The organism is Pseudomonas sp. J380, assembly GCF_009827115.1.
Taxonomy (GTDB): domain Bacteria; phylum Pseudomonadota; class Gammaproteobacteria; order Pseudomonadales; family Pseudomonadaceae; genus Aquipseudomonas; species Aquipseudomonas paracarnis.
Genome location: NZ_CP043060.1, coordinates 4,866,878 through 4,887,847, shown reverse-complemented (window position 1 = coordinate 4,887,847; position 20,970 = coordinate 4,866,878). Strand labels below are relative to the sequence as shown.

At 58.8% G+C, this 20,970-nt stretch carries 22 protein-coding genes; 6 read left to right on the top strand and 16 right to left on the bottom strand.

Annotated elements, in window-relative coordinates; translation table 11 throughout:
• Window positions 1–103 precede the first annotated feature (103 nt).
• From FXO12_RS22300 to FXO12_RS22285, 4 genes are read left to right on the top strand one after another with little or no spacing between them, the layout of a single operon-like run.
• Entirely contained in the window at window positions 104–1,030 is a 927-nt protein-coding gene (locus FXO12_RS22300) for a DUF72 domain-containing protein (RefSeq protein WP_057975588.1), read from the top strand.
• The gene (locus tag FXO12_RS22295) at window positions 1,027–1,803 is read left to right on the top strand and encodes an endonuclease/exonuclease/phosphatase family protein (protein WP_057975589.1); all 777 of its coding nucleotides are present in this window, start codon (window positions 1,027–1,029) and stop codon (window positions 1,801–1,803) included. Before FXO12_RS22300 ends, FXO12_RS22295 begins: the two co-directional genes overlap by 4 nt.
• Complete coding sequence (clsB, locus tag FXO12_RS22290; protein WP_057975590.1) at window positions 1,800–3,062, top strand: cardiolipin synthase ClsB; 1,263 nt, start codon at window positions 1,800–1,802, stop codon at window positions 3,060–3,062. Before FXO12_RS22295 ends, clsB begins: the two co-directional genes overlap by 4 nt.
• On the top strand, window positions 3,052–4,020 hold the full coding sequence (locus FXO12_RS22285) for a lysylphosphatidylglycerol synthase domain-containing protein (RefSeq protein ID WP_057975591.1): 969 nt from the start codon (window positions 3,052–3,054) through the stop codon (window positions 4,018–4,020). Before clsB ends, FXO12_RS22285 begins: the two co-directional genes overlap by 11 nt.
• Before the next feature lie 110 nt (window positions 4,021–4,130).
• Here FXO12_RS22285 and FXO12_RS22280 read toward each other — a convergent pair whose 3' ends face one another.
• The 3 genes from FXO12_RS22280 to FXO12_RS22270 form a co-directional block, all read right to left on the bottom strand.
• Window positions 4,131–4,886 (bottom strand): S9 family peptidase, encoded by a 756-nt coding sequence (locus FXO12_RS22280; protein ID WP_019818878.1) that lies wholly within the window; start codon window positions 4,884–4,886, stop codon window positions 4,131–4,133.
• Window positions 4,876–5,985, bottom strand: a complete 1,110-nt coding sequence (locus FXO12_RS22275; RefSeq protein WP_057975592.1) for a DUF3182 family protein — start codon at window positions 5,983–5,985, stop codon at window positions 4,876–4,878. The genes FXO12_RS22280 and FXO12_RS22275 overlap by 11 nt, the downstream gene beginning before the upstream one ends.
• A 169-nt stretch (window positions 5,986–6,154) precedes the next feature.
• Window positions 6,155–7,126, bottom strand: coding sequence for a GlxA family transcriptional regulator (locus tag FXO12_RS22270; RefSeq protein ID WP_057975593.1), 972 nt, complete (start codon window positions 7,124–7,126; stop codon window positions 6,155–6,157).
• Between the two features lie 97 nt (window positions 7,127–7,223).
• On the opposite strand from FXO12_RS22270, the gene FXO12_RS22265 reads away from it, so the two are divergent.
• Window positions 7,224–7,787: a cysteine hydrolase family protein gene (locus FXO12_RS22265; protein ID WP_057975594.1), complete on the top strand. Its 564-nt coding sequence runs from the start codon at window positions 7,224–7,226 to the stop codon at window positions 7,785–7,787.
• 21 nt (window positions 7,788–7,808) lie between these two features.
• Here FXO12_RS22265 and tam read toward each other — a convergent pair whose 3' ends face one another.
• The 3 genes from tam to FXO12_RS22250 form a co-directional block, all read right to left on the bottom strand.
• Window positions 7,809–8,570: a trans-aconitate 2-methyltransferase gene (tam, locus tag FXO12_RS22260; RefSeq protein ID WP_054896951.1), complete on the bottom strand. Its 762-nt coding sequence runs from the start codon at window positions 8,568–8,570 to the stop codon at window positions 7,809–7,811.
• Between the two features lie 185 nt (window positions 8,571–8,755).
• The gene (locus tag FXO12_RS22255) at window positions 8,756–9,271 is read right to left on the bottom strand and encodes a single-stranded DNA-binding protein (protein WP_003232445.1); all 516 of its coding nucleotides are present in this window, start codon (window positions 9,269–9,271) and stop codon (window positions 8,756–8,758) included.
• Between the two features lie 9 nt (window positions 9,272–9,280).
• Complete coding sequence (locus tag FXO12_RS22250) at window positions 9,281–10,675, bottom strand: MFS transporter (RefSeq protein WP_014720149.1); 1,395 nt, start codon at window positions 10,673–10,675, stop codon at window positions 9,281–9,283.
• A gap of 178 nt (window positions 10,676–10,853) precedes the next feature.
• On the opposite strand from FXO12_RS22250, the gene uvrA reads away from it, so the two are divergent.
• Window positions 10,854–13,688, top strand: coding sequence for an excinuclease ABC subunit UvrA (gene uvrA, locus FXO12_RS22245; protein WP_003194630.1), 2,835 nt, complete (start codon window positions 10,854–10,856; stop codon window positions 13,686–13,688).
• 67 nt (window positions 13,689–13,755) lie between these two features.
• On the opposite strand, the gene bfr is transcribed toward uvrA, so the two are convergent.
• The 10 genes from bfr to rplO all read right to left on the bottom strand — a co-directional run bounded on the left by bfr (window position 13,756) and on the right by rplO (window position 20,970).
• Entirely contained in the window at window positions 13,756–14,220 is a 465-nt protein-coding gene (gene bfr, locus FXO12_RS22240) for a bacterioferritin (protein ID WP_003176400.1), read from the bottom strand.
• 155 nt (window positions 14,221–14,375) lie between these two features.
• Complete coding sequence (locus FXO12_RS22235) at window positions 14,376–15,824, bottom strand: catalase (RefSeq protein WP_044269390.1); 1,449 nt, start codon at window positions 15,822–15,824, stop codon at window positions 14,376–14,378.
• A 237-nt stretch (window positions 15,825–16,061) separates the two neighbouring features.
• A complete protein-coding gene (gene rplQ, locus FXO12_RS22230; protein WP_003176402.1) occupies window positions 16,062–16,448 on the bottom strand; it encodes a 50S ribosomal protein L17 in 387 nt (128 codons plus the stop codon).
• A gap of 41 nt (window positions 16,449–16,489) precedes the next feature.
• Window positions 16,490–17,491, bottom strand: coding sequence for a DNA-directed RNA polymerase subunit alpha (gene rpoA, locus FXO12_RS22225; RefSeq protein ID WP_003176403.1), 1,002 nt, complete (start codon window positions 17,489–17,491; stop codon window positions 16,490–16,492).
• 22 nt (window positions 17,492–17,513) lie between these two features.
• Window positions 17,514–18,134, bottom strand: a complete 621-nt coding sequence (gene rpsD, locus FXO12_RS22220; protein WP_003176404.1) for a 30S ribosomal protein S4 — start codon at window positions 18,132–18,134, stop codon at window positions 17,514–17,516.
• 18 nt (window positions 18,135–18,152) lie between these two features.
• Window positions 18,153–18,542: a 30S ribosomal protein S11 gene (gene rpsK / locus FXO12_RS22215; protein WP_002555466.1), complete on the bottom strand. Its 390-nt coding sequence runs from the start codon at window positions 18,540–18,542 to the stop codon at window positions 18,153–18,155.
• Between the two features lie 30 nt (window positions 18,543–18,572).
• Window positions 18,573–18,929: a 30S ribosomal protein S13 gene (gene rpsM / locus FXO12_RS22210; RefSeq protein WP_003194635.1), complete on the bottom strand. Its 357-nt coding sequence runs from the start codon at window positions 18,927–18,929 to the stop codon at window positions 18,573–18,575.
• Window positions 18,930–19,058: 129 nt separating this feature from the next.
• Window positions 19,059–19,175, bottom strand: coding sequence for a 50S ribosomal protein L36 (rpmJ, locus tag FXO12_RS22205; protein ID WP_002555468.1), 117 nt, complete (start codon window positions 19,173–19,175; stop codon window positions 19,059–19,061).
• Window positions 19,176–19,203: 28 nt separating this feature from the next.
• A complete protein-coding gene (gene secY / locus FXO12_RS22200; protein WP_003194637.1) occupies window positions 19,204–20,532 on the bottom strand; it encodes a preprotein translocase subunit SecY in 1,329 nt (442 codons plus the stop codon).
• Entirely contained in the window at window positions 20,533–20,970 is a 438-nt protein-coding gene (rplO, locus tag FXO12_RS22195) for a 50S ribosomal protein L15 (protein ID WP_003176407.1), read from the bottom strand.

Sequence of the window (20,970 nt, the reverse complement as noted above, 5' to 3'; positions counted from 1 at the left end):
ATTTCACCCCTATTACCGCCTGTAGGAATGTGGAAACTTTCAGCCAAATAGCGCAGTCATCCCATAACGGAGGTCACCTCACCCACCATCCACGGGAGTAAACATGGCGGCGATTCACATCGGCATTTCCGGCTGGCGCTACACGCCCTGGCGCGGGGACTTTTACCCCGAAGGGCTGACCCAGAAACGCGAGTTGCAGTTTGCGTCACGCGCCGTCAACAGCATCGAAATCAACGGCTCGTTCTACGCGCTGCAAACCCCCAAGCGCTACGCCGAGTGGTATGCCGATACGCCCGAAGGTTTCCTGTTCAGTGTCAAGGCGCCCCGTTTCATCACGCATATCCTGCGCCTGCGGGACGTGCACAAGCCGATGGCGAATTTCTTCGCTTCCGGGGTACTGGAACTCAAAGAAAAACTCGGCCCCATCCTCTGGCAGTTTCCGCCCAGCTTCAAATTTGACGCCACGCTGTTCGAAACCTTCCTGGCCCAATTACCCACCGATACCCAACAGGCGGCCGCCCTCGCCCGCCAGCATGAGCCACGCCTGAACGGCAAGGCGAGCATGAAGGCCTATGCCAAGAAACCTTTGCGCCATGCCGTGGAGATTCGCAACAAGAGTTTTGCCGTGCCGGAGTTCATCCAACTGCTGGATAAGCACGGTGTGGCGCTGGTGGTCGCGGACACCGCCGGCAAGTGGCCGTACATGGAAGACGTGACCGCCAACTTCATGTACCTGCGCTTGCACGGCGACAAGCAGTTATACGCCAGTGGTTATAGCGCCGAAGCGCTCCAGCGCTGGGGTGACCGCATCGAGCGCTGGGCCCAGGGCAAGCAGCCTGCCGATGCACACCTGGTCGACCCGCACCACACACCCCGCAGGCGTAAACACCGTGACGTGTTCTGCTTTTTCGACAACGACATCAAAGTTCGCGCCCCTTTCGATGCACGCCAATTGCTGCAACGCTTCGGGCTGGACCAACACCTGCTCACCGAACCTGGCCGGCTGCCGGAACCAGGAGTATTGCCATGACGCATCCAGAGCTAATCCCCACCCCGCCGACCACCGCCATCACCCGTTTCACGGTGCTGACGGTCAATATCCACAAGGGTTTCACCGCACTGAATCGCCGCTTCATCTTGCCCGAGCTGCGTGAAGCGGTGCGCAGCGTGGGCGCAGACATGGTGTTCTTGCAGGAGATCCATGGCACCCACGAACGTCATCCCCAGCGCTACAGCGACTGGCCAAAAATGCCGCAGTATGAATTCCTGGCCGACAGCATCTGGCCGCAATTTGCCTATGGGCGCAATGCGGTGTACCCCCATGGCGACCATGGCAATGCACTGCTGTCGAAATTCCAGATCATCCGCTACGACAACCTCGACATTTCGCAAAGCGGCCATGAAAACCGCGGCCTGCTGCATTGCGTGTTGCGCCTGCCGGGCGGCGGCCAGCAGGTGCACGCGATCTGCATCCACCTGGGCTTGCGCGAGGTGCATCGCCAACAACAATTGCGCTTGCTGGAACAACGTATCAGCGAGATTCCGGCCGATGCGCCGTTGGTGGTCGCTGGCGATTTCAACGACTGGCGGCAAAAAGCCGACCTGAGCCAAAGCGGCCTGCAGGAAGTGTTCATGCACACCCTCGGCAAACCAGCGCGCACCTTCCCGGCACGCCTGCCGTTGCTGCCGCTGGACCGCATTTATGTGCGCAACCTGACGGTGCACAACCCTCGCGTGCTCACCACTCGCCCCTGGTCCCATTTATCAGACCATGTGCCGCTGTCGGTGGAGGTTGAGCTATGAACGTTGCGGTAGACCATATCGCCACAGACCAACCGCCAGATGACAGCAAGGCGCGAGATCTGGATTACGGCTGGCAGAGCGGCAACCAGGTGGCGTTGCTGGAGAACGGCGAGGCGTACTTTCCTGCCGTGTTCGAGGCATTGCGCAGCGCCGAGCGCGAGATCCTGCTGGAGACCTTCATCCTTTTTGAAGACAAGGTCGGCTTTGAGCTGCACAGCATCCTCATCGAGGCGGCCAAGCGCGGGGTGAAGGTGGTGGTCAGCCTCGACGGTTTTGGTTGCGGCGAGCTGAGCCCGGGCTTCCTGCGGGAGTTGGCCGAAGCCGGGGTGATGGTGCAGATGTTCGACCCGGCGCCCAAGACCTTCGGCATACGCACTAACTGGTTTCGCCGCCTGCACCGCAAGATTGTCGTGGTGGATGCCCGCGTGGCGTTTATCGGCGGGATCAATTTTTCTGCTGACCACTTGGCGGATTTCGGCCCCGAAGCCAAGCAGGATTACTCAGTACAGGTGATCGGCCCGGCTGTGGCCGACCTGCACCATTTCGCCCTCGCCCAAAGTGGCCGCCAAGTGCGCAGCCGTCGCGGTTGGCGACGGCGCCAGCAGCGGCCTTCACCCTGGACGAACGAGCCAGGCGACGGCCTGGTACGCCTGATCTATCGCGATAACATCCAGCATCGTGACGACATCGAAGACGCGTATATCCACGCCTTGAGCCAGGCCCGGCAGCGGGTGGTAATCGCCAACGCGTACTTCTTCCCCGGCTACCGCCTGCTTCGCGAGATCCGTAACGCGGCGCGCCGTGGCGTGCAGGTGCAATTGATCATGCAGGGCCAGCCCGACGTGCTGTTGGCGAAACTGGCCGCGCGCATGCTCTATGACTACTTGCTCAAGGATGGCGTGGTGATTCACGAATACTGCCAACGCCCATTGCACGGCAAGGTGGCGCTGGTGGATGACGAATGGAGCACCGTCGGTTCGAGCAACCTGGACCCACTCAGCCTGGCATTGAACCTGGAGGCCAATGTGCTGATTCGCGACCGGGCTTTCAATCAGCATCTCTACGAACGCCTGGAAGCCCTCGCCCACAATCATTGCCAGACCATGCCGGAAAAGCGCAAGCCACGCCTGTGGCTCTGGCGCTTGACCGTGGGTTTCCTGGTGTTTCATGTGATGCGCCATTTCCCGGTACTGGCCAGTTGGTTACCGGCCCACAAACCGCGCTTGAAACCTTTTGAGGCCACGCCCCATGACGTCTGAAGCCCGCCCCCAAGCGCAAGCCTCTGGGTTCAAGCGCTGGAAGAAACCGCTGACGATCGCGTTCTTCGTGCTGCTGATCGTGTTGTTTACCCTGCTGGCCCGGCGCATCGACTGGAGCGAAGTGTTCCAGACCCTGAGCGAGTTCAAGCTGCGCACATTGTTCATCGCCGGCGCGCTGACGCTGTGCAGTTTTATCGTCTATGCCTGCTTCGACTTGATCGGCCGCACCTACATTCGCCAGCCGTTGCGTTGGAAGCAGATATTGCCGGTGGGTTTCATCAGCTACGCGTTCAACCTCAACCTCAGCGCCTGGGTCGGTGGCATCGCCATGCGGTATCGGCTGTATTCACGCCTGGGCGTGAGCACCAGCAATATCGCCAAGATCCTCGGCCTGAGCCTGGCCACCAATTGGTTTGGCTATATGGCGTTGGCCGGAGTGGTTTTCAGCAGCGGGTTGGTGACTCTGCCGCCGGGCTGGAAGCTCAGCAGCGGCGCCTTGCAAGGGGTCGGGGGGGTGTTGGTGCTCGCGAGCCTGGGCTACCTGGCGGCGTGCCGGTTTTCGAAAAAGCGCGCGTGGTCGATCCGCGGTATCGAGATCAACTTGCCGTCGCTGCGCATGGCCTGTTTGCAACTGGCCCTGGGTGCGTTGAACTGGTCGTTGATGGCGGCGGTGATATTTGCCTTGTTGCCCGCCAAACTGGATTACCCACTGGTGCTGGGGGTGCTGTTGATCAGCGCAATTGCCGGGGTGGTCACCCATATTCCCGCCGGCTTGGGGGTTTTGGAGGCGGTGTTCATTGCGCTGTTGCAGCATGAGGCGTCGCGGGGGAGTTTGCTGGCCGGGCTGATCGCGTACCGGGCGATTTATTTTATCTGCCCGTTGTTGATTGCACTGGTGATGTATTTGGGGGTGGAGGCCAAGGCCAAGGCGTTGCGGGTTAAGAAAACTGCCTGTTGAGACGGTGGTGACGGTGGAATCGCTTTCGCGGGCAAGCCCGGCTCCCACAGGGGAATGCATTCCCAGGTGGGAGCCGGGCTTGTCCGCGAAAGCGATCACAAGGGCAACGACTATCGAGCCTGAATGATGCTCAACCGCTCCCCTACCACCATCTCGGTAATCCAGTCCACCAGGATCGAGGTGTAGGCCTGTTGCGACACCGGGTCGCTCAGGGAATGGTCGGCGCCGTCGATGATGCGGTGGGTCAGCGAATGGGTCTGCTGGCACGCCGCGCGGTAACTCATGATGGTGGCGTGGGGCACATGGTCGTCGGTTTCCGATTCGACAATCAGCACATCGCCGGTAAATTGCGCGCAGGCATGCAGGGCACGGTTGGTTTCGGCGTGCACGAGGGTGCCGCGGTAATCCATCAGGTCGGCTTTATCCAAGTCGCGCTTGGGCTTGAGCCATTCCTGATCGCGGTACAGCGCCGGCACTCGCAGCGCCAGCCAACGTACCGGGCGCAATGAGGTGAGGATCGCTGCCAAGTAGCCGCCATAACTGGTGCCCACCACTGCCACCGCCGAGGTGTCGATAGCCGGGTGGGACAGCAGGCGGTCGTAGGCGGCCAGCAGGTCGCGCAGGTTGTCTTCGCGGGTGACGCGCGACAAAGGGATGCCGGTGCCAGCATGGCCACGCAGGTCGAAGGTCAGGCACACACACCCAAGGCCTGCGATGCCTTTGGCCCGCTCCAGGTCGCGCTCCTGGCTACCGCCCCAGCCGTGCACGAACAACACGCCGGGCACTTTGGACTTGGGACTGAGGAATGTCCCGCTCATCTGTTCGTCGTCTATATCGATGGTGATGCTCTCGCTTCTAGCCGTCATAAGTCTTGACCGTCACATACTTGAGTAGAAAGTCGCTGTTTTCGGCCGGGCCTCGGTATACCTCGATGGCATCCGCCGGCAGCGCCTGGTCTACATAGGTTTCTACCGAGGACACACGGATGGCTTTAAGGCCCGGATGGTTGATAAAACTCTGCAACGCCGCGACTTCCGCGCTGCTGGCCCCGCCCATGCGCCAGGATTGTTCGAGCACACCACTGCGGCGCTGGCCTGTGCTGTCCAGGCCTTGGGCGATGTCGTAGTTGCGGCGCGAGGCGAAGAAGCCTGGGTAGGCCTCATTCGCAGCACGGTCGAAAACCAGCGCCTGTTCGATGGCCTCACGCACGTCTTCAGGCAGATCCAGTTTGAGCAGGGCAGCGTAATCACCGGGGACGACCAGCAGATCGGAACCGCCGTAGACCTCTTCCCCCTGCCCGTCTTGCGTCAGGTGCTGCTCGCCGCAGTAGCTGAAGAGGTGATCGCCGATAAAGCTCTGGCCCACACTGTGGGTGACCACCGCGTGCAGGTCTTGTTCCAGCACCACACCTTCATTGAACATTCGGGCCGCTTCCGGGCGCGCCACTATCGCGTCGAACTCATCAAGGCTGTGGATAACTTCCTGCCCCCGCCCTGCACAGGCATTTACGGGTTTCAGACGAATCGGGCCGCTGTAGAGCAAGCGGGTCGCGGCAGGCCGTGCATCCTCAAGGGCGAACACACTCACACCGTCCAACACCACGTCACGCACACGCTCGCAGAATGACGGCGACCAGCCTTCGGGCGCCTTGGCCTCGGGACTCAGCAGCCCGTGACTGATGGCTTTGGTGCAGATGAACGCGTGATCGACATAGCCGCCCCACAGATCTTGTGGCCCCTTGATATTGAGCTGGTGCGCTTGGGCTGGCCCGACCAGGGTTTGCGTGGGCAGCAGATACAATTCCCGACCCGCATGCAGGGCCGGGTCGTAACTGCCACCGAACTTGAGCCCCAGGATCTGCGCGAGCCAGCGTGCGAGGGCGCGGTTGGTCTCAATTTCATGCAGGGGCGCACCCTCTCGCATGGAGTGGGCGACCACCAACTTCTTGCGACTTATGGGGGTCATGCGGTCCCCTTTTCTATCAACCTTTGTGTAGCAGTGAGGTTGCATGGATCAGGCCAACGCTGGGATTGAGGGAAGAGCTGTTAAATCAATCAGTTGCGCAAAAAGTGATGGCCGTTAGCCTGTTTTATTCTGCACGACCCGGGGAGAAGCCTGCGGCGTTCTGCACGATTCAAACCCCGAAGCGGTTGCGGTAATCGCTGGGGGACAGGCCGGTGATTTTCTTGAAGATGGCGCGAAAGGCGCTGGGGTCCTGATAGCCCACGGTCCAGGCAATGTGATCGATCGTGCCGTTGGTGAACTCCAGCATCTGCCGCGCCTTGCCGACTCGCAGATGCTGACAGTACTCGGTGGGTTTCAGCCCGGTGGCGTTGCGAAAGCGGCGCAAGAACGTGCGCTCCTCCAGGTTCGCCTCCTGCGCCATCGCCGCCACGGACACATCCACCGCGCCACTGGCCTGCAGCCAATGCTGGACCTTGAGGACCGCACCATCACCATGCCTGAGAATCGGCGCAAAGTTGCTACCGCACTGGCTGGCACTGGCGCTGTGCTCGATCACCAGAAAGCGCGCAGTGTCAGCTGCAATGCTCGGCCCCATAAGCCGATCGACCAGGCGCAGGCCCAGTTCCGACCAGGCCATCAGCCCAGCGGAGGTGATCAGGTCGCCGTCATCGACGATAGGTTTATCCGCTTCCAGTCGCACCGCCGGGTAACAGGTCGCAAAAGATTTCGCGGAGGACCAGTGGGTGGTGGCACTGCGGCCATCCAACAAGCCGCTGCGCGCCAGCATGATCGAGCCGATGCACACGCCGCCCAGCACGGTGCCGCCCGCATGTTGCAGGCGCAGCCATTGCAGCAGCGCAGGCGGCGCCTGGTCTTCGGTGAACTCTGCAATCGAGGGCGGCACCAACACGGCCATCATCGGTTGCTCGGGGCCTGGGTGGCTGTCGAACGTGCGCGCGGGCGTGCCGTGGGCATCTACCTGCCAGTGGCTGACCCGCAGCAGCGGTAACTGCGCAGATTCATGCTCGGCGGCGATGCGGTTAGCGACCCCGAACAGGTCGGTCAGCCCGTGGACTGCGGCGAGTTGCGCGCCCTGGTAGATCAACACACCTAGCTCGACAGTGCTGCGTTGCGCGACCATTGTCAGTTTTCCCCCTGTTATTGTCGGTGCAGCCAATTCTCGGTGTGATCGCCAAGCTAAGATACTAGGCCCATCAACCCATCACGAGGCAACACACATGGCCAAGCAGGCGCTCATCCTAATCGATATCCAGAACGACTACTTCCCCCAGGGCAAGTGGCCGCTCGACGGCGTGGAAGCCGCAGCGGACAAGGCGGCGCAGGTGCTCCAGGCGTTTCGACAAGCAGGCGATGCGGTGATTCATGTACGGCATGAGTTCGCTGGCGACGACGCACCGTTCTTCACACCGGGCTCCGAAGGCGCGCATTTGCATGCCAAGGTGCTCAACGAGGGCGATGAACCGGTGGTGCTCAAACACTTCGTGAATGCGTTTCGCCAAACCAACCTGCGCGAACTGCTGGAACAGCGCAGCATCACCGAGGTGGTGGTGGTGGGTAGCATGAGCCATATGTGCGTTGACGCCGTGGTGCGGGCGGCAGCGGACCTGGGCTACAAGGTTACGGTGATCCATGACGCCTGCGCGACCCGCGACCAGGAATTCAACGGCCAGGTGATTCCGGCGGCACAGGTGCACGGGGCGTACATGGCCTCCCTGGCATTTGGCTATGCGGGTGTAGTGTCGGCAGAGGAATATCTGAAAGCCCAAGCAGCGGCTGCGTGACCGCCACCTGGGCTGATCGCTTTAGCGTGTGGCAATGATGAACAGCCGCGGAAAGGGCAACAACACCGTGCCATCGGCCAGGGCTGGATAAGCCTGGGTAATTCGCGCCTGGTATTGCTGCAGGAAGGCGGCTTTTTCATCGTCCGTCAACGGCGCAAGAAAAGGCCGCAATGCCGAAGCCTTGAACCACTCCACCACCGCCGCGTGGTCCGCCAAGGGGTGTTGATAGGTGGTGCGCCACACGTCCACGGTACTGCAATGCTTGCTCAGCAGTTCGTAGTAGTAACTGGCGGTGTGCCGTTCATTGTGTTTGACCGCCCCTATCTTTGCCGACCATGGGCCATCGGCCGCGACTTCTCGGGCCAGGCGATGAGCGGGCTCGTCAAGGTTGTCCGGGGTTTGCACCGCCAGCGTACCGCCTGGGTTCAGTTGGTGGACCAAATGCGGGTAGAGCGTGGCGTGGTCGGGCAGCCATTGCAGCGAGGCATTGGCCAGAATCACATCCAAGCGTTGCGCAGGATGCCAGGCGCCGATGTCCGCCAGCTCGAAGTTCAACCTGGGCAGGCGCTTGCGGGCGTCTGCCAACATGTCATCGGAGCTGTCCATGCCAGTGACGTGCGCTTGGGGGAAACGCTCGGCCAGCACTTCAGTGGAGTTTCCCGGCCCGCACCCCAGGTCGACTGCGGTGCCCACGTCGGTGTTGGGAATTGCCGCAACCAGGTCACGGACGGGGCGAGTGCGCTGCTGTTCGAACATCGTGTACTGCTTGGCGGACCAGGTCATCACAGCCTTCCTTCTTTGTTAGAGGTGGCGCCAGCCTAAATCTTGTGAGCCATGAGAACAAATGCTGGGGTTGGTGTGCTGCCTGTACAAAGGCACCCCGCGCGCGACGCCTGCACGTCGACCATAAAAAACCCCCGATGCTTTCGCTATCGGGGGTTTTGTTTGTTCAGGGTCGGTCTTGGACCTTAGAACGGGATATCGTCATCAAAGCTGTCGAAATCCGGAGCCGGTTGCGGAGCAGCCTGTTGTGGTGCTGGGCGCGACTCACGCTGTGGCTGCTGGCTTGGCTGCGGACGCGACTGCTGTGGGCGCGGTGCCGAGTTGGACATGCCGCCCTGGCCCTGTTGGTCGCCCTGTGGACGGCCGCCCAGCAGTTGCATGGTGCCTTGCATGTCGACCACGATTTCGGTGGTGTAACGCTTGATGCCGTCTTTTTCCCACTCGCGGGTTTGCAGTTTGCCTTCGATGTACACCTGCGAACCTTTGCGCAGGTATTCACCGGCGATCTCCGCAACCTTGCCGAACATCGACACGCGGTGCCATTCGGTCTTCTCGACCTTCTGGCCGGTCTGCTTGTCGGTCCACTGTTCGCTGGTCGCCAGGCTCAGGTTGGTCACGGCGTTACCGTTAGGCAAGTAGCGAACTTCGGGATCCTGGCCGCAAGTACCGACCAATATGACTTTGTTAACCCCACGGGCCATAACGTTCTCCTAGGCTGGGCGCGCTGTCGGCACTGGGTTGACCAGTTGCTCGAGCGTCGCGCGATCCAATAATTCGGTGTCCAATTTGATGTAAATGGCCGCCTCTTCAGCGACCACGACTGCATCCGTTACCCCTACGACAGCCTTCAGGCGCTCTACCAGGCCGGCTTCGCGGATCGCCTCGGGCGATAGCGGCAAACGCAGACTGGTGACGTAGGGAGGTTCGCGCATGGTAACAGCAAAGACCAGCCAAAGTGCAGCCAGCCCGGCGCATCCGAGGAACACAACCGACAAACCGCCATGCTGGAACATCCAGCCGCCCATGATGCCGCCCAACGCGGAACCCAGGAACTGGCTGGTGGAATACACCCCCATGGCCGTGCCCTTGCCGCCTGCCGGTGAAACTTTACTGATCAATGACGGCAACGACGCTTCGAGCAGGTTGAAGGCGGTGAAAAACACCACCGTACCGATCACCAATGCTCGCAGGCTGTCGCCGAACTGCCAGAAGAATAGTTCAGTGAGCATCAATGTCGCGACGGCGCCGAGTAAAACTCGTTTCATTTTGCGTTTCTTCTCGCCATAGATGATGAACGGGATCATGGCGAAGAACGAAATCAACAGCGCAGTGAGGTAGACCCACCAGTGCTGTTCCTTGGGCAGGCCGGCTTTTTCCACCAGGGCCAGGGGCAAGGCGACGAAGCTGCACATCAGCATGGCGTGTAATACGAAGATACCTAAATCCAGGCGCAGCAAGTCCGGGTGCTTGAGCGTGGGAAGCAACGCCTTGCGTGCGACGCCCGATTCACGATGCTGCAGGGTACCGGTGGAGCGCGGCACCATAAAGGCAACGATCAGGATGCCAAACAACGCCATGCCGCCCGTGGCCAGGAACAGCCCATGCAAGCCGAACGCGCGCGTGAGCAAGGGCCCGACCACCATGGCCACGGCAAACGACAGGCCGATGGTCATGCCGATCATCGCCATGGCCTTGGTGCGGTGTTGTTCGCGGGTCAGGTCCGACAGCAGCGCCATCACGGCGGCGGAAATCGCACCGGCGCCCTGCAGGATGCGGCCGGCGATCACGCCCCAGATCGAATCGGATTGGGCCGCTAGCACACTGCCAAGGGCGAATACGATCAGCCCGAGATAGATCACCGGGCGACGGCCAATGCGGTCGGAAATAATCCCGAACGGGATCTGGAAAATCGCCTGGGTCAGGCCATAGGCACCAATCGCCAGGCCGATCAAGGCGGGGGTCGCACCTGCGAGATCCATCCCATAGGTGGCCAGCACTGGCAACACCATAAACATGCCCAGCATACGGAAGGCGAACACCAGGGCCAGCCCGCTTGCCGCTCGGGTCTCGCCGCTACTCATGCGTTCGCTGTGGGGATCGTGCATGGAAAAACCTCGTGTGAACCGGCGGCGATTCTACCAGTCCCATCGATTGAGAGGGTATATGCGGCGCTTTGCCGCGCAGCTTTCATGTAAGGCTGCAGGCGGCGTTTTGACAGTGTATATTCATCCAGTCTTTAGCCGTATACTCCGGCATCATTTACGCCCGCCGTGCGAGGCCATCTTGGACAAGATCCTGATTCGTGGGGCTAGAACCCACAACCTGAAGAACATCGACCTGACCCTGCCCCGGGACAAACTGATCGTCATCACCGGCTTGTCCGGCTCCGGCAAATCGTCCCTGGCGTTCGACACGCTGTATGCCGAAGGTCAGCGTCGCTATGTGGAATCGCTGTCGGCCTACGCCCGGCAGTTCCTGTCGATGATGGAAAAGCCCGATGTCGACACCATTGAAGGCCTGTCGCCGGCTATTTCCATCGAGCAGAAATCCACGTCCCACAACCCGCGCTCCACCGTGGGTACCATTACCGAAATCTACGACTACCTGCGCCTGCTGTATGCGCGCGTGGGCATTCCGCGCTGCCCGGACCACGATATTCCCCTGGAAGCCCAGACCGTCAGCCAGATGGTCGACCTGGTGCTGGCCCAGCCCGAAGGCGCCAAGCTGATGCTGCTGGCGCCTGTCATTCGCGAGCGCAAGGGCGAACACCTGTCGGTCTTCGAAGAGCTGCGTGCCCAGGGTTTTGTACGTGCGCGCATCAACGGCAAGCTCTACGAGCTGGACGAAGCGCCGAAGCTGGACAAGCAGAAAAAGCACTCCATTGATGTGGTGGTCGACCGATTCAAGGTGCGTGCCGACTTGCAACAGCGTTTGGCGGAATCGTTCGAAACCGCGCTGAAGCTGGCCGATGGCATTGCCCTGGTAGCGCCGATGGATGACGAGCCGGGCGAAGAGATCATCTTCTCCGCACGCTTCGCCTGCCCGATCTGTGGCCATGCCATCAGCGAGCTCGAACCCAAACTGTTTTCCTTCAACAACCCGGCCGGCGCCTGCCCGACTTGCGACGGCCTGGGTGTGAAGCAGTTTTTCGACATCAAGCGCCTGGTCAATGGCGAGCTGACCTTGGCCGAGGGTGCGATACGCGGATGGGACAGGCGTAACGTCTACTACTTCCAGATGCTTGGGTCGTTGGCCTCCCACTACAAGTTCAGCCTGGAAGTACCGTTCAACCAACTCCCGGCAGACCAGCAGAAGGTCATTCTAAATGGCAGCGGTTCGCAGAATGTCGACTTCAAATACCTGAACGATCGCGGCGATATCGTCAAGCGCTCGCACCCGTTCGAAGGCATCGTGCCGAACCTGGAACGCCGTTACCGCGAAACCGAATCGGCGAGCGTGCGCGAGGAGCTGGCGAAGTTCCTCAGCACACAGCCATGCCCGGATTGCCGTGGCACGCGCCTGCGCCGTGAAGCCCGGCATGTATGGGTGGGCGAGAAGACCCTGCCGGCAGTAACCAACCTGCCGATCGGCGATGCCTGTGAATACTTTGGCGTGCTGAAGCTGACCGGTCGTCGTGGAGAGATTGCCGACAAGATCCTCAAGGAGATTCGCGAGCGATTGCAGTTCCTGGTCAACGTGGGCCTGGACTATCTGTCGCTGGACCGCAGTGCCGATACCCTGTCTGGCGGTGAGGCACAGCGCATTCGCCTGGCCAGCCAGATCGGCGCCGGCCTGGTGGGCGTGCTGTATATCCTCGACGAACCCTCGATTGGCTTGCACCAACGAGATAACGACCGCCTGCTGGGCACGCTGAAACACCTGCGTGATATCGGCAATACCGTGATCGTGGTCGAGCATGATGAAGACGCTATCCGCCTGGCGGACTACGTGGTCGATATCGGCCCCGGCGCGGGCGTGCATGGTGGCCATATCGTTGCTGAAGGCACGCCTGCCGAGGTGATGGCACATCCTGATTCACTGACCGGCAAATACTTGTCGGGGCGTGTGAAGATTGAAGTACCCGCCAAGCGAACGCCGCGTAACAAGAAGATGGCGCTGCATCTCAAGGGCGCGCGCGGGAACAACCTGCGCAATGTCGACCTGGAGATTCCGCTGGGCCTGCTGACCTGCGTGACCGGTGTTTCCGGTTCGGGCAAGTCGACGCTGATCAACAACACCCTGTTCCCACTGAGTGCCACCGCCCTGAATGGCGCGACCACCCTGGAAGCGGCGGCTCACGACAGCATCAAGGGCCTGGAACATCTGGACAAGGTGGTCGACATCGACCAGAGCCCGATTGGGCGTACGCCTCGCTCCAACCCAGCCACCTACACCGGGCTGTTTACCCCTATCCGTGAGTTGTTCGCTGGCGTGCCAGAGTCGCGCTCACGGGGTTATGGGCCGGGCCGCTTCTCGTTCAACGTCAAGGGCGGCCGCTGTGAAGCGTGCCAGGGCGATGGCCTGATCAAGGTGGAAATGCACTTCCTGCCGGACATCTACGTGCCGTGCGATGTGTGCAAGAGCAAGCGCTACAACCGCGAGACCCTGGAGATCAAGTACAAGGGCAAGAGCATCCACGAGACCTTGGAAATGACGATCGAGGAAGCTCGCGAGTTCTTCGACGCAGTGCCGGCGCTGGCGCGCAAGCTGCAGACGCTGATGGATGTGGGCCTGTCGTACATCAAGCTGGGGCAGTCAGCGACCACGCTGTCGGGTGGCGAGGCGCAGCGGGTCAAGCTGTCTCGCGAGCTGTCCAAGCGTGATACCGGCAAAACCTTGTATATCCTCGATGAGCCGACCACTGGCCTGCACTTCGCGGATATCCAGCAGTTGCTGGACGTACTGCACCGCTTGCGGGACCACGGCAATACCGTGGTGGTGATCGAGCACAACCTTGATGTGATCAAGACTGCCGACTGGCTGGTAGACCTGGGGCCAGAAGGTGGTTCTAAGGGTGGCCAGATCATCGCAGTGGGCACTCCGGAGCAGGTTTCCGAAATGCCTCAATCGCACACCGGTTACTACTTGAAACCGTTGCTGGAACGCGACAGGGCCTGATTTTTTCATCGCCCAATAAAAAGCCCCTGCCACTTTGCGGTGACGGGGGCTTTTTTATAGCCGGGAATCAGAACTGCGATTGCAGGTAATTTTCCAGGCCGATCAACTTGATCAGGCCCAACTGCTTTTCCAGCCAGTAGGTGTGATCTTCTTCGGTGTCATTCAACTGCACCCGCAATATTTCCCGGGTGACATAGTCGTTGTGCTGTTCGCAAAGCTCAATGCCCTTGCAGAGTGCGGCACGGACCTTGTACTCAAGGCGAAGATCGGCAGCGAGCATGTCAGGCACTGTGGTACCCACGTCCAGATCATCAGGACGCATACGCGGCGTGCCTTCGAGCATCAGAATGCGGCGCATCAGGGCGTCAGCGTGCTGTGCCTCTTCTTCCATTTCGTGGTTGATACGCTCATAGAGCTCGGTAAAGCCCCAGTCTTCGTACATACGCGAATGGATGAAATATTGGTCACGAGCTGCCAGTTCGCCCGTCAGCAACGTGTTGAGGTAATCGATTACGTCGGGGTGACCTTGCATCGCCCTACATCTCCCTGCTTGAAAGACTGTAGTTTGAACCATGCTGACTTGAAGGTCACGGGACAAACGGCAGAAAAGTGAAGATTTCCGGAGAAAAGTAGCTGAAATAACGCAAAAACCGCCCAAATGAGGGCGGTTCTGCTTATCGTTTAGAGTCAGTTAAGCGATACACCCAATGCCTTTGCAATTGCTTCTCCATAAGCCGGGTCGGCCTTATAGAAGTGCTGCAGTTGACGCTGGACCACATCGCTGGAAACCCCAGCCATTGCGCCCGCGATGTTATTGGTGAGCAACGCTTTTTGCTCATCATTCATCAGACGGAACAGCGCACCGGCGTGGCTGTAGTAGTCCGTATCTTCGCGGTGATCGTAACGATCGGCGGCACCGCTCAGGGCCAGTGCTGGCTCTGCATATTGCGGGGCTTGTTTTGGTGCGTCGGCATAGCTGTTTGGCTCGTAGTTCGGAGCCGCCCCACCATTGCTGCCGAAAGCCATGGAACCGTCACGCTGGTAGCTGTTAACCGGGCTACGTGGCGCGTTCACCGGCAGTTGCTGGTGGTTAGTGCCGACACGGTAGCGGTGAGCATCTGCGTAGGCGAACACCCTACCTTGGAGCATACGGTCTGGGGACAGGCCAACGCCTGGGACCATGTTGCTTGGGCCAAATGCAGCCTGCTCAACTTCTGCGAAGTAGTTTTGCGGATTACGGTTGAGCTCCAGCTCACCCACTTCAATCAACGGGAACTCTTTTTGCGACCAGGTCTTGGTCACATCAAACGGGTTCTCGTAATGGGCATTCGCCTGTGCCTCGGTCATGATCTGGATGCACACGCGCCATTTGGGGAAGTCACCGCGCTCGATTGCACCAAACAGATCGCGCTGGGCGTAGTCAGGATCGGTACCCGCCAAGCGGGCAGCCTCGGCCGGCGCCAGGTTCTTGATGCCTTGCTTGGTCTTGTAGTGCCACTTCACCCAATGACGCTCGCCCTGGGCATTGATCAGACTGTAAGTGTGGCTGCCGAAACCATGCATGTGGCGATAGCCGTCCGGGATGCCACGGTCCGAAAACAGAATGGTGACCTGATGCAGCGCCTCTGGTGAGTGCGACCAGAAGTCCCACATCATCTGCGCGCTTTTCAGGTTGCTCTGCGGCAGGCGTTTCTGGGTGTGGATAAAGTCCGGGAACTTCAGCGGATCACGGATAAAGAACACAGGGGTGTTGTTACCGACGATGTCCCAGTTACCTTCCTCGGTGTAGAACTTCAAGGCGAAACCACGTGGATCGCGCTCAGTGTCGGCCGAACCGCGCTCCCCACCCACCGTGGAGAAACGCAAGAACGTAGGGGTCTGCTTGCCAACGGACTCGAACAATTTGGCGCTGGTGTATTGGGTAATGTCTTTTGTCACCGTGAAGGTACCGAAGGCACCCGAACCTTTGGCGTGCACGCGACGCTCAGGGATGTTTTCACGGTTGAAGTGAGCGAGCTTCTCGATCAGGTGAAAATCGTCGAGCAGCAAGGGGCCACGAGGGCCGGCGGAACGTGAGTTCTGATTGTCCGCAACGGGCGCGCCGCTGGCGGTGGTAAGGACTTTATTCTGGCTCATGCGCATCTTCCTCAGGTCGGGCTTGAAACTGCCGGCTAATCGGCTTGGAGGGAGTATTGACCATCCACATGACACCTACAAATTCATTAAATTGTAGGCTTCAATAGAAAATAACTACCAACATGCCCGACGCTCATAGTGAAGCGTGTCGCCTGAAGATTCTTGTACGCAACGCGCTTTTGTTACGCGCACAAAAAACCGGGCACTAGGCCCGGTTCTTCGTTGCAGCTTGTCGTATTACTCGGCGCTTACAGCTTCGCCGGCAGTAGCACGATCAACCAACTCGACGTACGCCATAGGCGCGTTGTCGCCAGCGCGGAAACCGCACTTGAGGATGCGCAGGTAGCCGCCCTCACGGGTAGCGTAACGCTTGCCCAGGTCGTTGAAGAGCTTACCAACGATAGCTTTCGAACGAGTACGGTCGAAAGCCAGACGGCGGTTAGCCAGGCTGTCTGTCTTGGCCAAAGTGATCAGCGGCTCAGCAACGCGACGCAGTTCTTTAGCTTTCGGCAGTGTAGTTTTGATCAGCTCGTGCTCGAACAGCGACACCGCCATGTTTTGGAACATGGCCTTGCGGTGCGAGCTGGTACGGCTCAGGTGACGACCACTTTTACGATGACGCATGGTTCATTCCTTACCAAACTCACGTTCGGTGATTACGACGATCAGGCAGTCGCCTTGTCGTCCTTCTTAAGACTTGCAGGCGGCCAGTTGTCGAGGCGCATGCCGAGGGACAGACCGCGGGAGGCCAGAACGTCCTTGATTTCAGTCAAGGATTTCTTGCCCAGGTTCGGAGTCTTCAACAGTTCTACTTCGGTGCGCTGGATCAGGTCACCGATGTAGTAAATGTTTTCCGCCTTAAGGCAGTTAGCCGAACGTACAGTCAGTTCCAGATCGTCAACCGGGCGAAGCAGGATCGGATCGATCTCGTCTTCCTGCTCGATTACCACTGGTTCGCTGTCACCTTTGAGGTCGACGAACGCAGCCAACTGCTGTTGCAGAATGGTTGCAGCGCGGCGGATAGCCTCTTCAGGATCCAGGGTACCGTTGGTTTCCAGATCAATAACCAGCTTGTCCAGGTTAGTACGCTGCTCGACACGGGCGTTTTCCACCACGTATGCGATACGGCGAACCGGGCTGAACGAAGAGTCAAGCTGCAAGCGACCAATGCTGCGGCTTTCGTCTTCATCGCTCTGACGCGAGTCGGCCGGTTCATAACCACGACCACGAGCTACAGTGAGCTTCATGTTCAGGGCGCCGTTAGACGCCAGGTTAGCGATTACGTGATCGGGGTTAACGATCTCGACATCATGATCCAGCTGAATATCGGCAGCGGTAACCACCCCCGAACCCTTCTTCGACAAGGTCAGCGTAACTTCGTCACGGCCGTGCAGCTTGATAGCCAGACCTTTAAGGTTCAACAGGATTTCAATTACGTCTTCCTGTACACCTTCGATGGCGCTGTACTCGTGGAGCACACCGTCAATCTCGGCCTCGACTACTGCACAGCCGGGCATTGAGGACAACAGGATGCGGCGCAGCGCGTTGCCCAGGGTGTGGCCAAAACCACGCTCGAGAGGCTCGAGAGTAATTTTGGCGCGGGTTGGACTGACAACCTGCACATCAATGTGGCGGGGTGTCAGGAACTCATTTACCGAAATCTGCATGGATGCACCTATTTTCTAGCCCTTACTTGGAGTAGAGCTCGACAATCAGGCTTTCGTTGATGTCGGCGGACAGATCACTGCGAGCAGGAACGTTCTTGAAAACGCCCGACTTCTTCTCAGTGTCTACTTCTACCCATTCTACGCGGCCACGTTGGGCACACAGATCGAGAGCTTGGACAATGCGAAGTTGGTTTTTTGCTTTCTCGCGAACTGCGACCACGTCACCAGCACGAACCTGGTAGGACGGAACGTTTACGGTCTGACCGTTAACGCTGATCGACTTGTGCGATACCAGCTGACGGGATTCGGCACGAGTCGAACCAAAGCCCATACGGTATACAACGTTGTCCAAACGGCATTCGAGCAGTTGCAGCAGGTTTTCACCGGTTGCACCTTTCTTGCCAGCAGCTTCTTTGTAGTAGCCGCTGAACTGACGCTCGAGAACGCCGTAGATACGACGGACCTTCTGCTTTTCACGCAGTTGGGTGCCGTAGTCGGACTGGCGACCGCGGCGTTGGCCGTGGATACCAGGTGCTGCTTCAATGTTGCACTTCGATTCGATCGCGCGCACGCCGCTCTTCAGGAAGAGATCGGTGCCTTCGCGACGAGCGAGTTTGCATTTTGGACCAATGTAACGAGCCATTCTTTACAATCTCCTGGATTACACGCGGCGCTTCTTCGGCGGACGGCACCCGTTGTGCGGGATTGGCGTCACGTCGGTGATGCTGGCGATCTTATAGCCACAGCCGTTCAAAGCACGGACAGCAGACTCACGACCTGGACCTGGACCTTTGACGTTAACGTCGAGGTTTTTCAGGCCATATTCCAGCGCAGCTTGACCAGCACGTTCAGCAGCTACTTGAGCAGCAAACGGGGTGGACTTGCGGGAACCGCGGAAACCCGAACCACCGGAGGTAGCCCAAGAAAGCGCGTTACCTTGACGGTCGGTGATGGTCACGATGGTGTTGTTAAAAGATGCATGGATGTGGGCGATGCCATCAACCACTGTCTTTTTAACTTTTTTACGAGGACGAGCAGCAGGTTTTGCCATGATAATTTTCCTGTCGATTCGCTGGGGCGATTACTTGCGGATCGGCTTACGCGGACCTTTACGGGTACGCGCGTTAGTCTTGGTACGCTGACCGCGTACTGGAAGACCACGACGATGACGCAGACCGCGATAGCAACCGAGGTCCATCAAACGCTTGATTTTCATGTTGATTTCGCGACGCAGGTCACCTTCAGTGGTGAACTTCGCCACTTCGCCACGCAGCTGTTCAATCTGCTCGTCGCTCAGATCCTTGATCTTAGCGGCTGGGTTTACCCCAGCAACTGCGCAAATTTTCTGCGCAGTAGTGCGACCAACACCATAGATGTAGGTCAGCGAGATAACAGTGTGCTTGTTATCTGGAATGTTAACGCCTGCAATACGGGCCATTCAGTGGGACTCCAATTGACAGCTACCTACGCCCCGGAAGCCAAGAAATAGGGCGCGAGATAATATCGCTGTAATAACAAATAATCAACCCGGCAGCGCACTAGCTGCCGGGCTTCAAGCGGATCACACTCAGCCTTGGCGCTGTTTGTGACGCGGTTCCGCGCTGCAAATTACTCGAACAACACCTTCGCGGCGAATAATCTTGCAGTTACGGCACAGCTTTTTCACCGATGCACGAACTTTCATCACCAACTCCTCGAACCTTATGGGGTACTCAGCGCAACATGCCGCTGCCGTAGCCCTTCAGGTTGGCTTTCTTCATCAGGGATTCGTACTGGTGCGAAACGAGGTGCGATTGTACTTGGGACATGAAGTCCATCACAACCACGACCACGATCAGCAACGAGGTCCCGCCAAGGTAGAACGGAACGTTTGCTGCAACCACCAGGAACTGGGGCAACAAGCACACGGCCGTCATATATAGAGCACCGAACAGGGTCAAACGGGTCAGAACGCCATCAATGTAGCGTGCCGACTGCTCACCTGGACGGATGCCCGGAATAAAGGCACCGGACTTCTTCAGGTTTTCCGCTACGTCTTTCGGATTGAACATCAACGCCGTATAGAAGAAGCAGAAGAAAATAATCCCTGCACTAAACAGCAGAATATTCAACGGCTGACCAGGAGCGATCGACTGAGAGAGGTCCTGCAGCCAGCCCATATTTTCAGACTGACCAAACCAGGTACCCAACGAAGCCGGAAACAGCAAGATGCTGCTCGCGAAAATTGCCGGAATAACACCGGCCATATTCACTTTCAGCGGCAAGTGGCTGGTCTGCGCAGCAAAGACCTTACGGCCCTGCTGACGCTTGGCGTAGTGAACAGCAATACGACGCTGGCCACGCTCAATGAACACCACAAAACCGATAATCGCTACTGCCAGCAAACCGATGGCAACCAAGGCGAAGATATTGATATCACCCTGACGCGCAGACTCGAAAGACTGCCCGATTGCTCTCGGAAGACCGGCGACGATACCTGCGAAAATCAACATCGAGATACCGTTGCCAACACCACGCTCAGTAATCTGCTCACCCAGCCACATCATGAACATCGCACCAGCCACAAACGTGGATACCGCGACGAAATGGAAGCCAAAGTCACCAGTGAACGCAACGCCCTGCCCTGCCAGGCCAACGGACATGCCGATAGCTTGAACCAGGGCGAGGACGACAGTGCCGTAGCGGGTGTACTGGCTAATCTTGCGACGGCCAGCTTCACCTTCCTTCTTCAACTGCTCCAGCTGCGGGCTGACGGCTGTCATCAGCTGCATGATGATCGATGCCGAGATATACGGCATGATCCCCAGTGCAAAGATGCTCATCCGCTCCAGCGCGCCGCCGGAAAACATGTTGAACAAGCTAAGAATGGTCCCCTCATTCTGTCGAAACAGGTCTGCGAGTCGGTCCGGGTTGATACCTGGAACCGGGATGTGTGCGCCTATTCGGTAGACGATAATCGCCAGGAACAGAAAACGCAGACGAGCCCAAAGTTCAGACATACCGCCTTTGCCGAGCGCTGAGAGAGCACCTTGCTTAGCCATTTATTCCTCGAACTTGCCGCCAGCTGCTTCGATAGCCGAACGCGCACCTTTGGTGGCGCCGATTCCCTTGCCGATAGTGACAGCGCGAGTCACTTCACCGGACAGCATGATTTTCACACGCTGTACGTTGACGTTGATCACGTTGGCATCTTTCAGGGTCTGCACAGTAACGATGTCGCCTTCCACTTTAGCCAGCTCGGACAGACGCACTTCTGCGCGATCCATAGCTTTCAGGGACACGAAACCGAACTTAGGCAGGCGACGATGCAGCGGCTGTTGACCGCCTTCAAAGCCTGGAGCAATGGTGCCACCGGAGCGGGAGGTTTGACCCTTGTGGCCACGGCCACCGGTCTTACCCAAACCACTACCGATACCACGGCCCGGACGATGCTTTTCGCGACGGGAACCCGGCGCTGGACTCAGATCATTGAGTTTCAT

Bases quoted from the DNA above. Each gene is read 5' to 3' on its own strand.
- rpsK (WP_002555466.1), bottom strand. From the start codon at position 18,542: ATGGCAAAACCTGCTGCTCGTCCTCGTAAAAAAGTTAAAAAGACAGTG.
- FXO12_RS22250 (WP_014720149.1), bottom strand. From the start codon at position 10,675: ATGCACGATCCCCACAGCGAACGCATGAGTAGCGGCGAGACCCGAGCG.
- rpsM (WP_003194635.1), bottom strand. From the start codon at position 18,929: ATGGCCCGTATTGCAGGCGTTAACATTCCAGATAACAAGCACACTGTT.
- FXO12_RS22280 (WP_019818878.1), bottom strand. From the start codon at position 4,886: ATGACGGCTAGAAGCGAGAGCATCACCATCGATATAGACGACGAACAG.
- tam (WP_054896951.1), bottom strand. From the start codon at position 8,570: ATGACCTGGTCCGCCAAGCAGTACACGATGTTCGAACAGCAGCGCACT.
- clsB (WP_057975590.1), top strand. From the start codon at position 1,800: ATGAACGTTGCGGTAGACCATATCGCCACAGACCAACCGCCAGATGAC.
- FXO12_RS22275 (WP_057975592.1), bottom strand. From the start codon at position 5,985: ATGACCCCCATAAGTCGCAAGAAGTTGGTGGTCGCCCACTCCATGCGA.
- FXO12_RS22285 (WP_057975591.1), top strand. From the start codon at position 3,052: ATGACGTCTGAAGCCCGCCCCCAAGCGCAAGCCTCTGGGTTCAAGCGC.
- FXO12_RS22300 (WP_057975588.1), top strand. From the start codon at position 104: ATGGCGGCGATTCACATCGGCATTTCCGGCTGGCGCTACACGCCCTGG.
- secY (WP_003194637.1), bottom strand. From the start codon at position 20,532: ATGGCTAAGCAAGGTGCTCTCTCAGCGCTCGGCAAAGGCGGTATGTCT.
- FXO12_RS22265 (WP_057975594.1), top strand. From the start codon at position 7,224: ATGGCCAAGCAGGCGCTCATCCTAATCGATATCCAGAACGACTACTTC.
- bfr (WP_003176400.1), bottom strand. From the start codon at position 14,220: ATGCAAGGTCACCCCGACGTAATCGATTACCTCAACACGTTGCTGACG.
- rplO (WP_003176407.1), bottom strand. From the start codon at position 20,970: ATGAAACTCAATGATCTGAGTCCAGCGCCGGGTTCCCGTCGCGAAAAG.
- rpoA (WP_003176403.1), bottom strand. From the start codon at position 17,491: ATGCAGATTTCGGTAAATGAGTTCCTGACACCCCGCCACATTGATGTG.
- FXO12_RS22255 (WP_003232445.1), bottom strand. From the start codon at position 9,271: ATGGCCCGTGGGGTTAACAAAGTCATATTGGTCGGTACTTGCGGCCAG.
- FXO12_RS22295 (WP_057975589.1), top strand. From the start codon at position 1,027: ATGACGCATCCAGAGCTAATCCCCACCCCGCCGACCACCGCCATCACC.
- rpsD (WP_003176404.1), bottom strand. From the start codon at position 18,134: ATGGCTCGTTACATTGGTCCAAAATGCAAACTCGCTCGTCGCGAAGGC.
- FXO12_RS22270 (WP_057975593.1), bottom strand. From the start codon at position 7,126: ATGGTCGCGCAACGCAGCACTGTCGAGCTAGGTGTGTTGATCTACCAG.
- rplQ (WP_003176402.1), bottom strand. From the start codon at position 16,448: ATGCGTCATCGTAAAAGTGGTCGTCACCTGAGCCGTACCAGCTCGCAC.
- rpmJ (WP_002555468.1), bottom strand. From the start codon at position 19,175: ATGAAAGTTCGTGCATCGGTGAAAAAGCTGTGCCGTAACTGCAAGATT.
- FXO12_RS22235 (WP_044269390.1), bottom strand. From the start codon at position 15,824: ATGAGCCAGAATAAAGTCCTTACCACCGCCAGCGGCGCGCCCGTTGCG.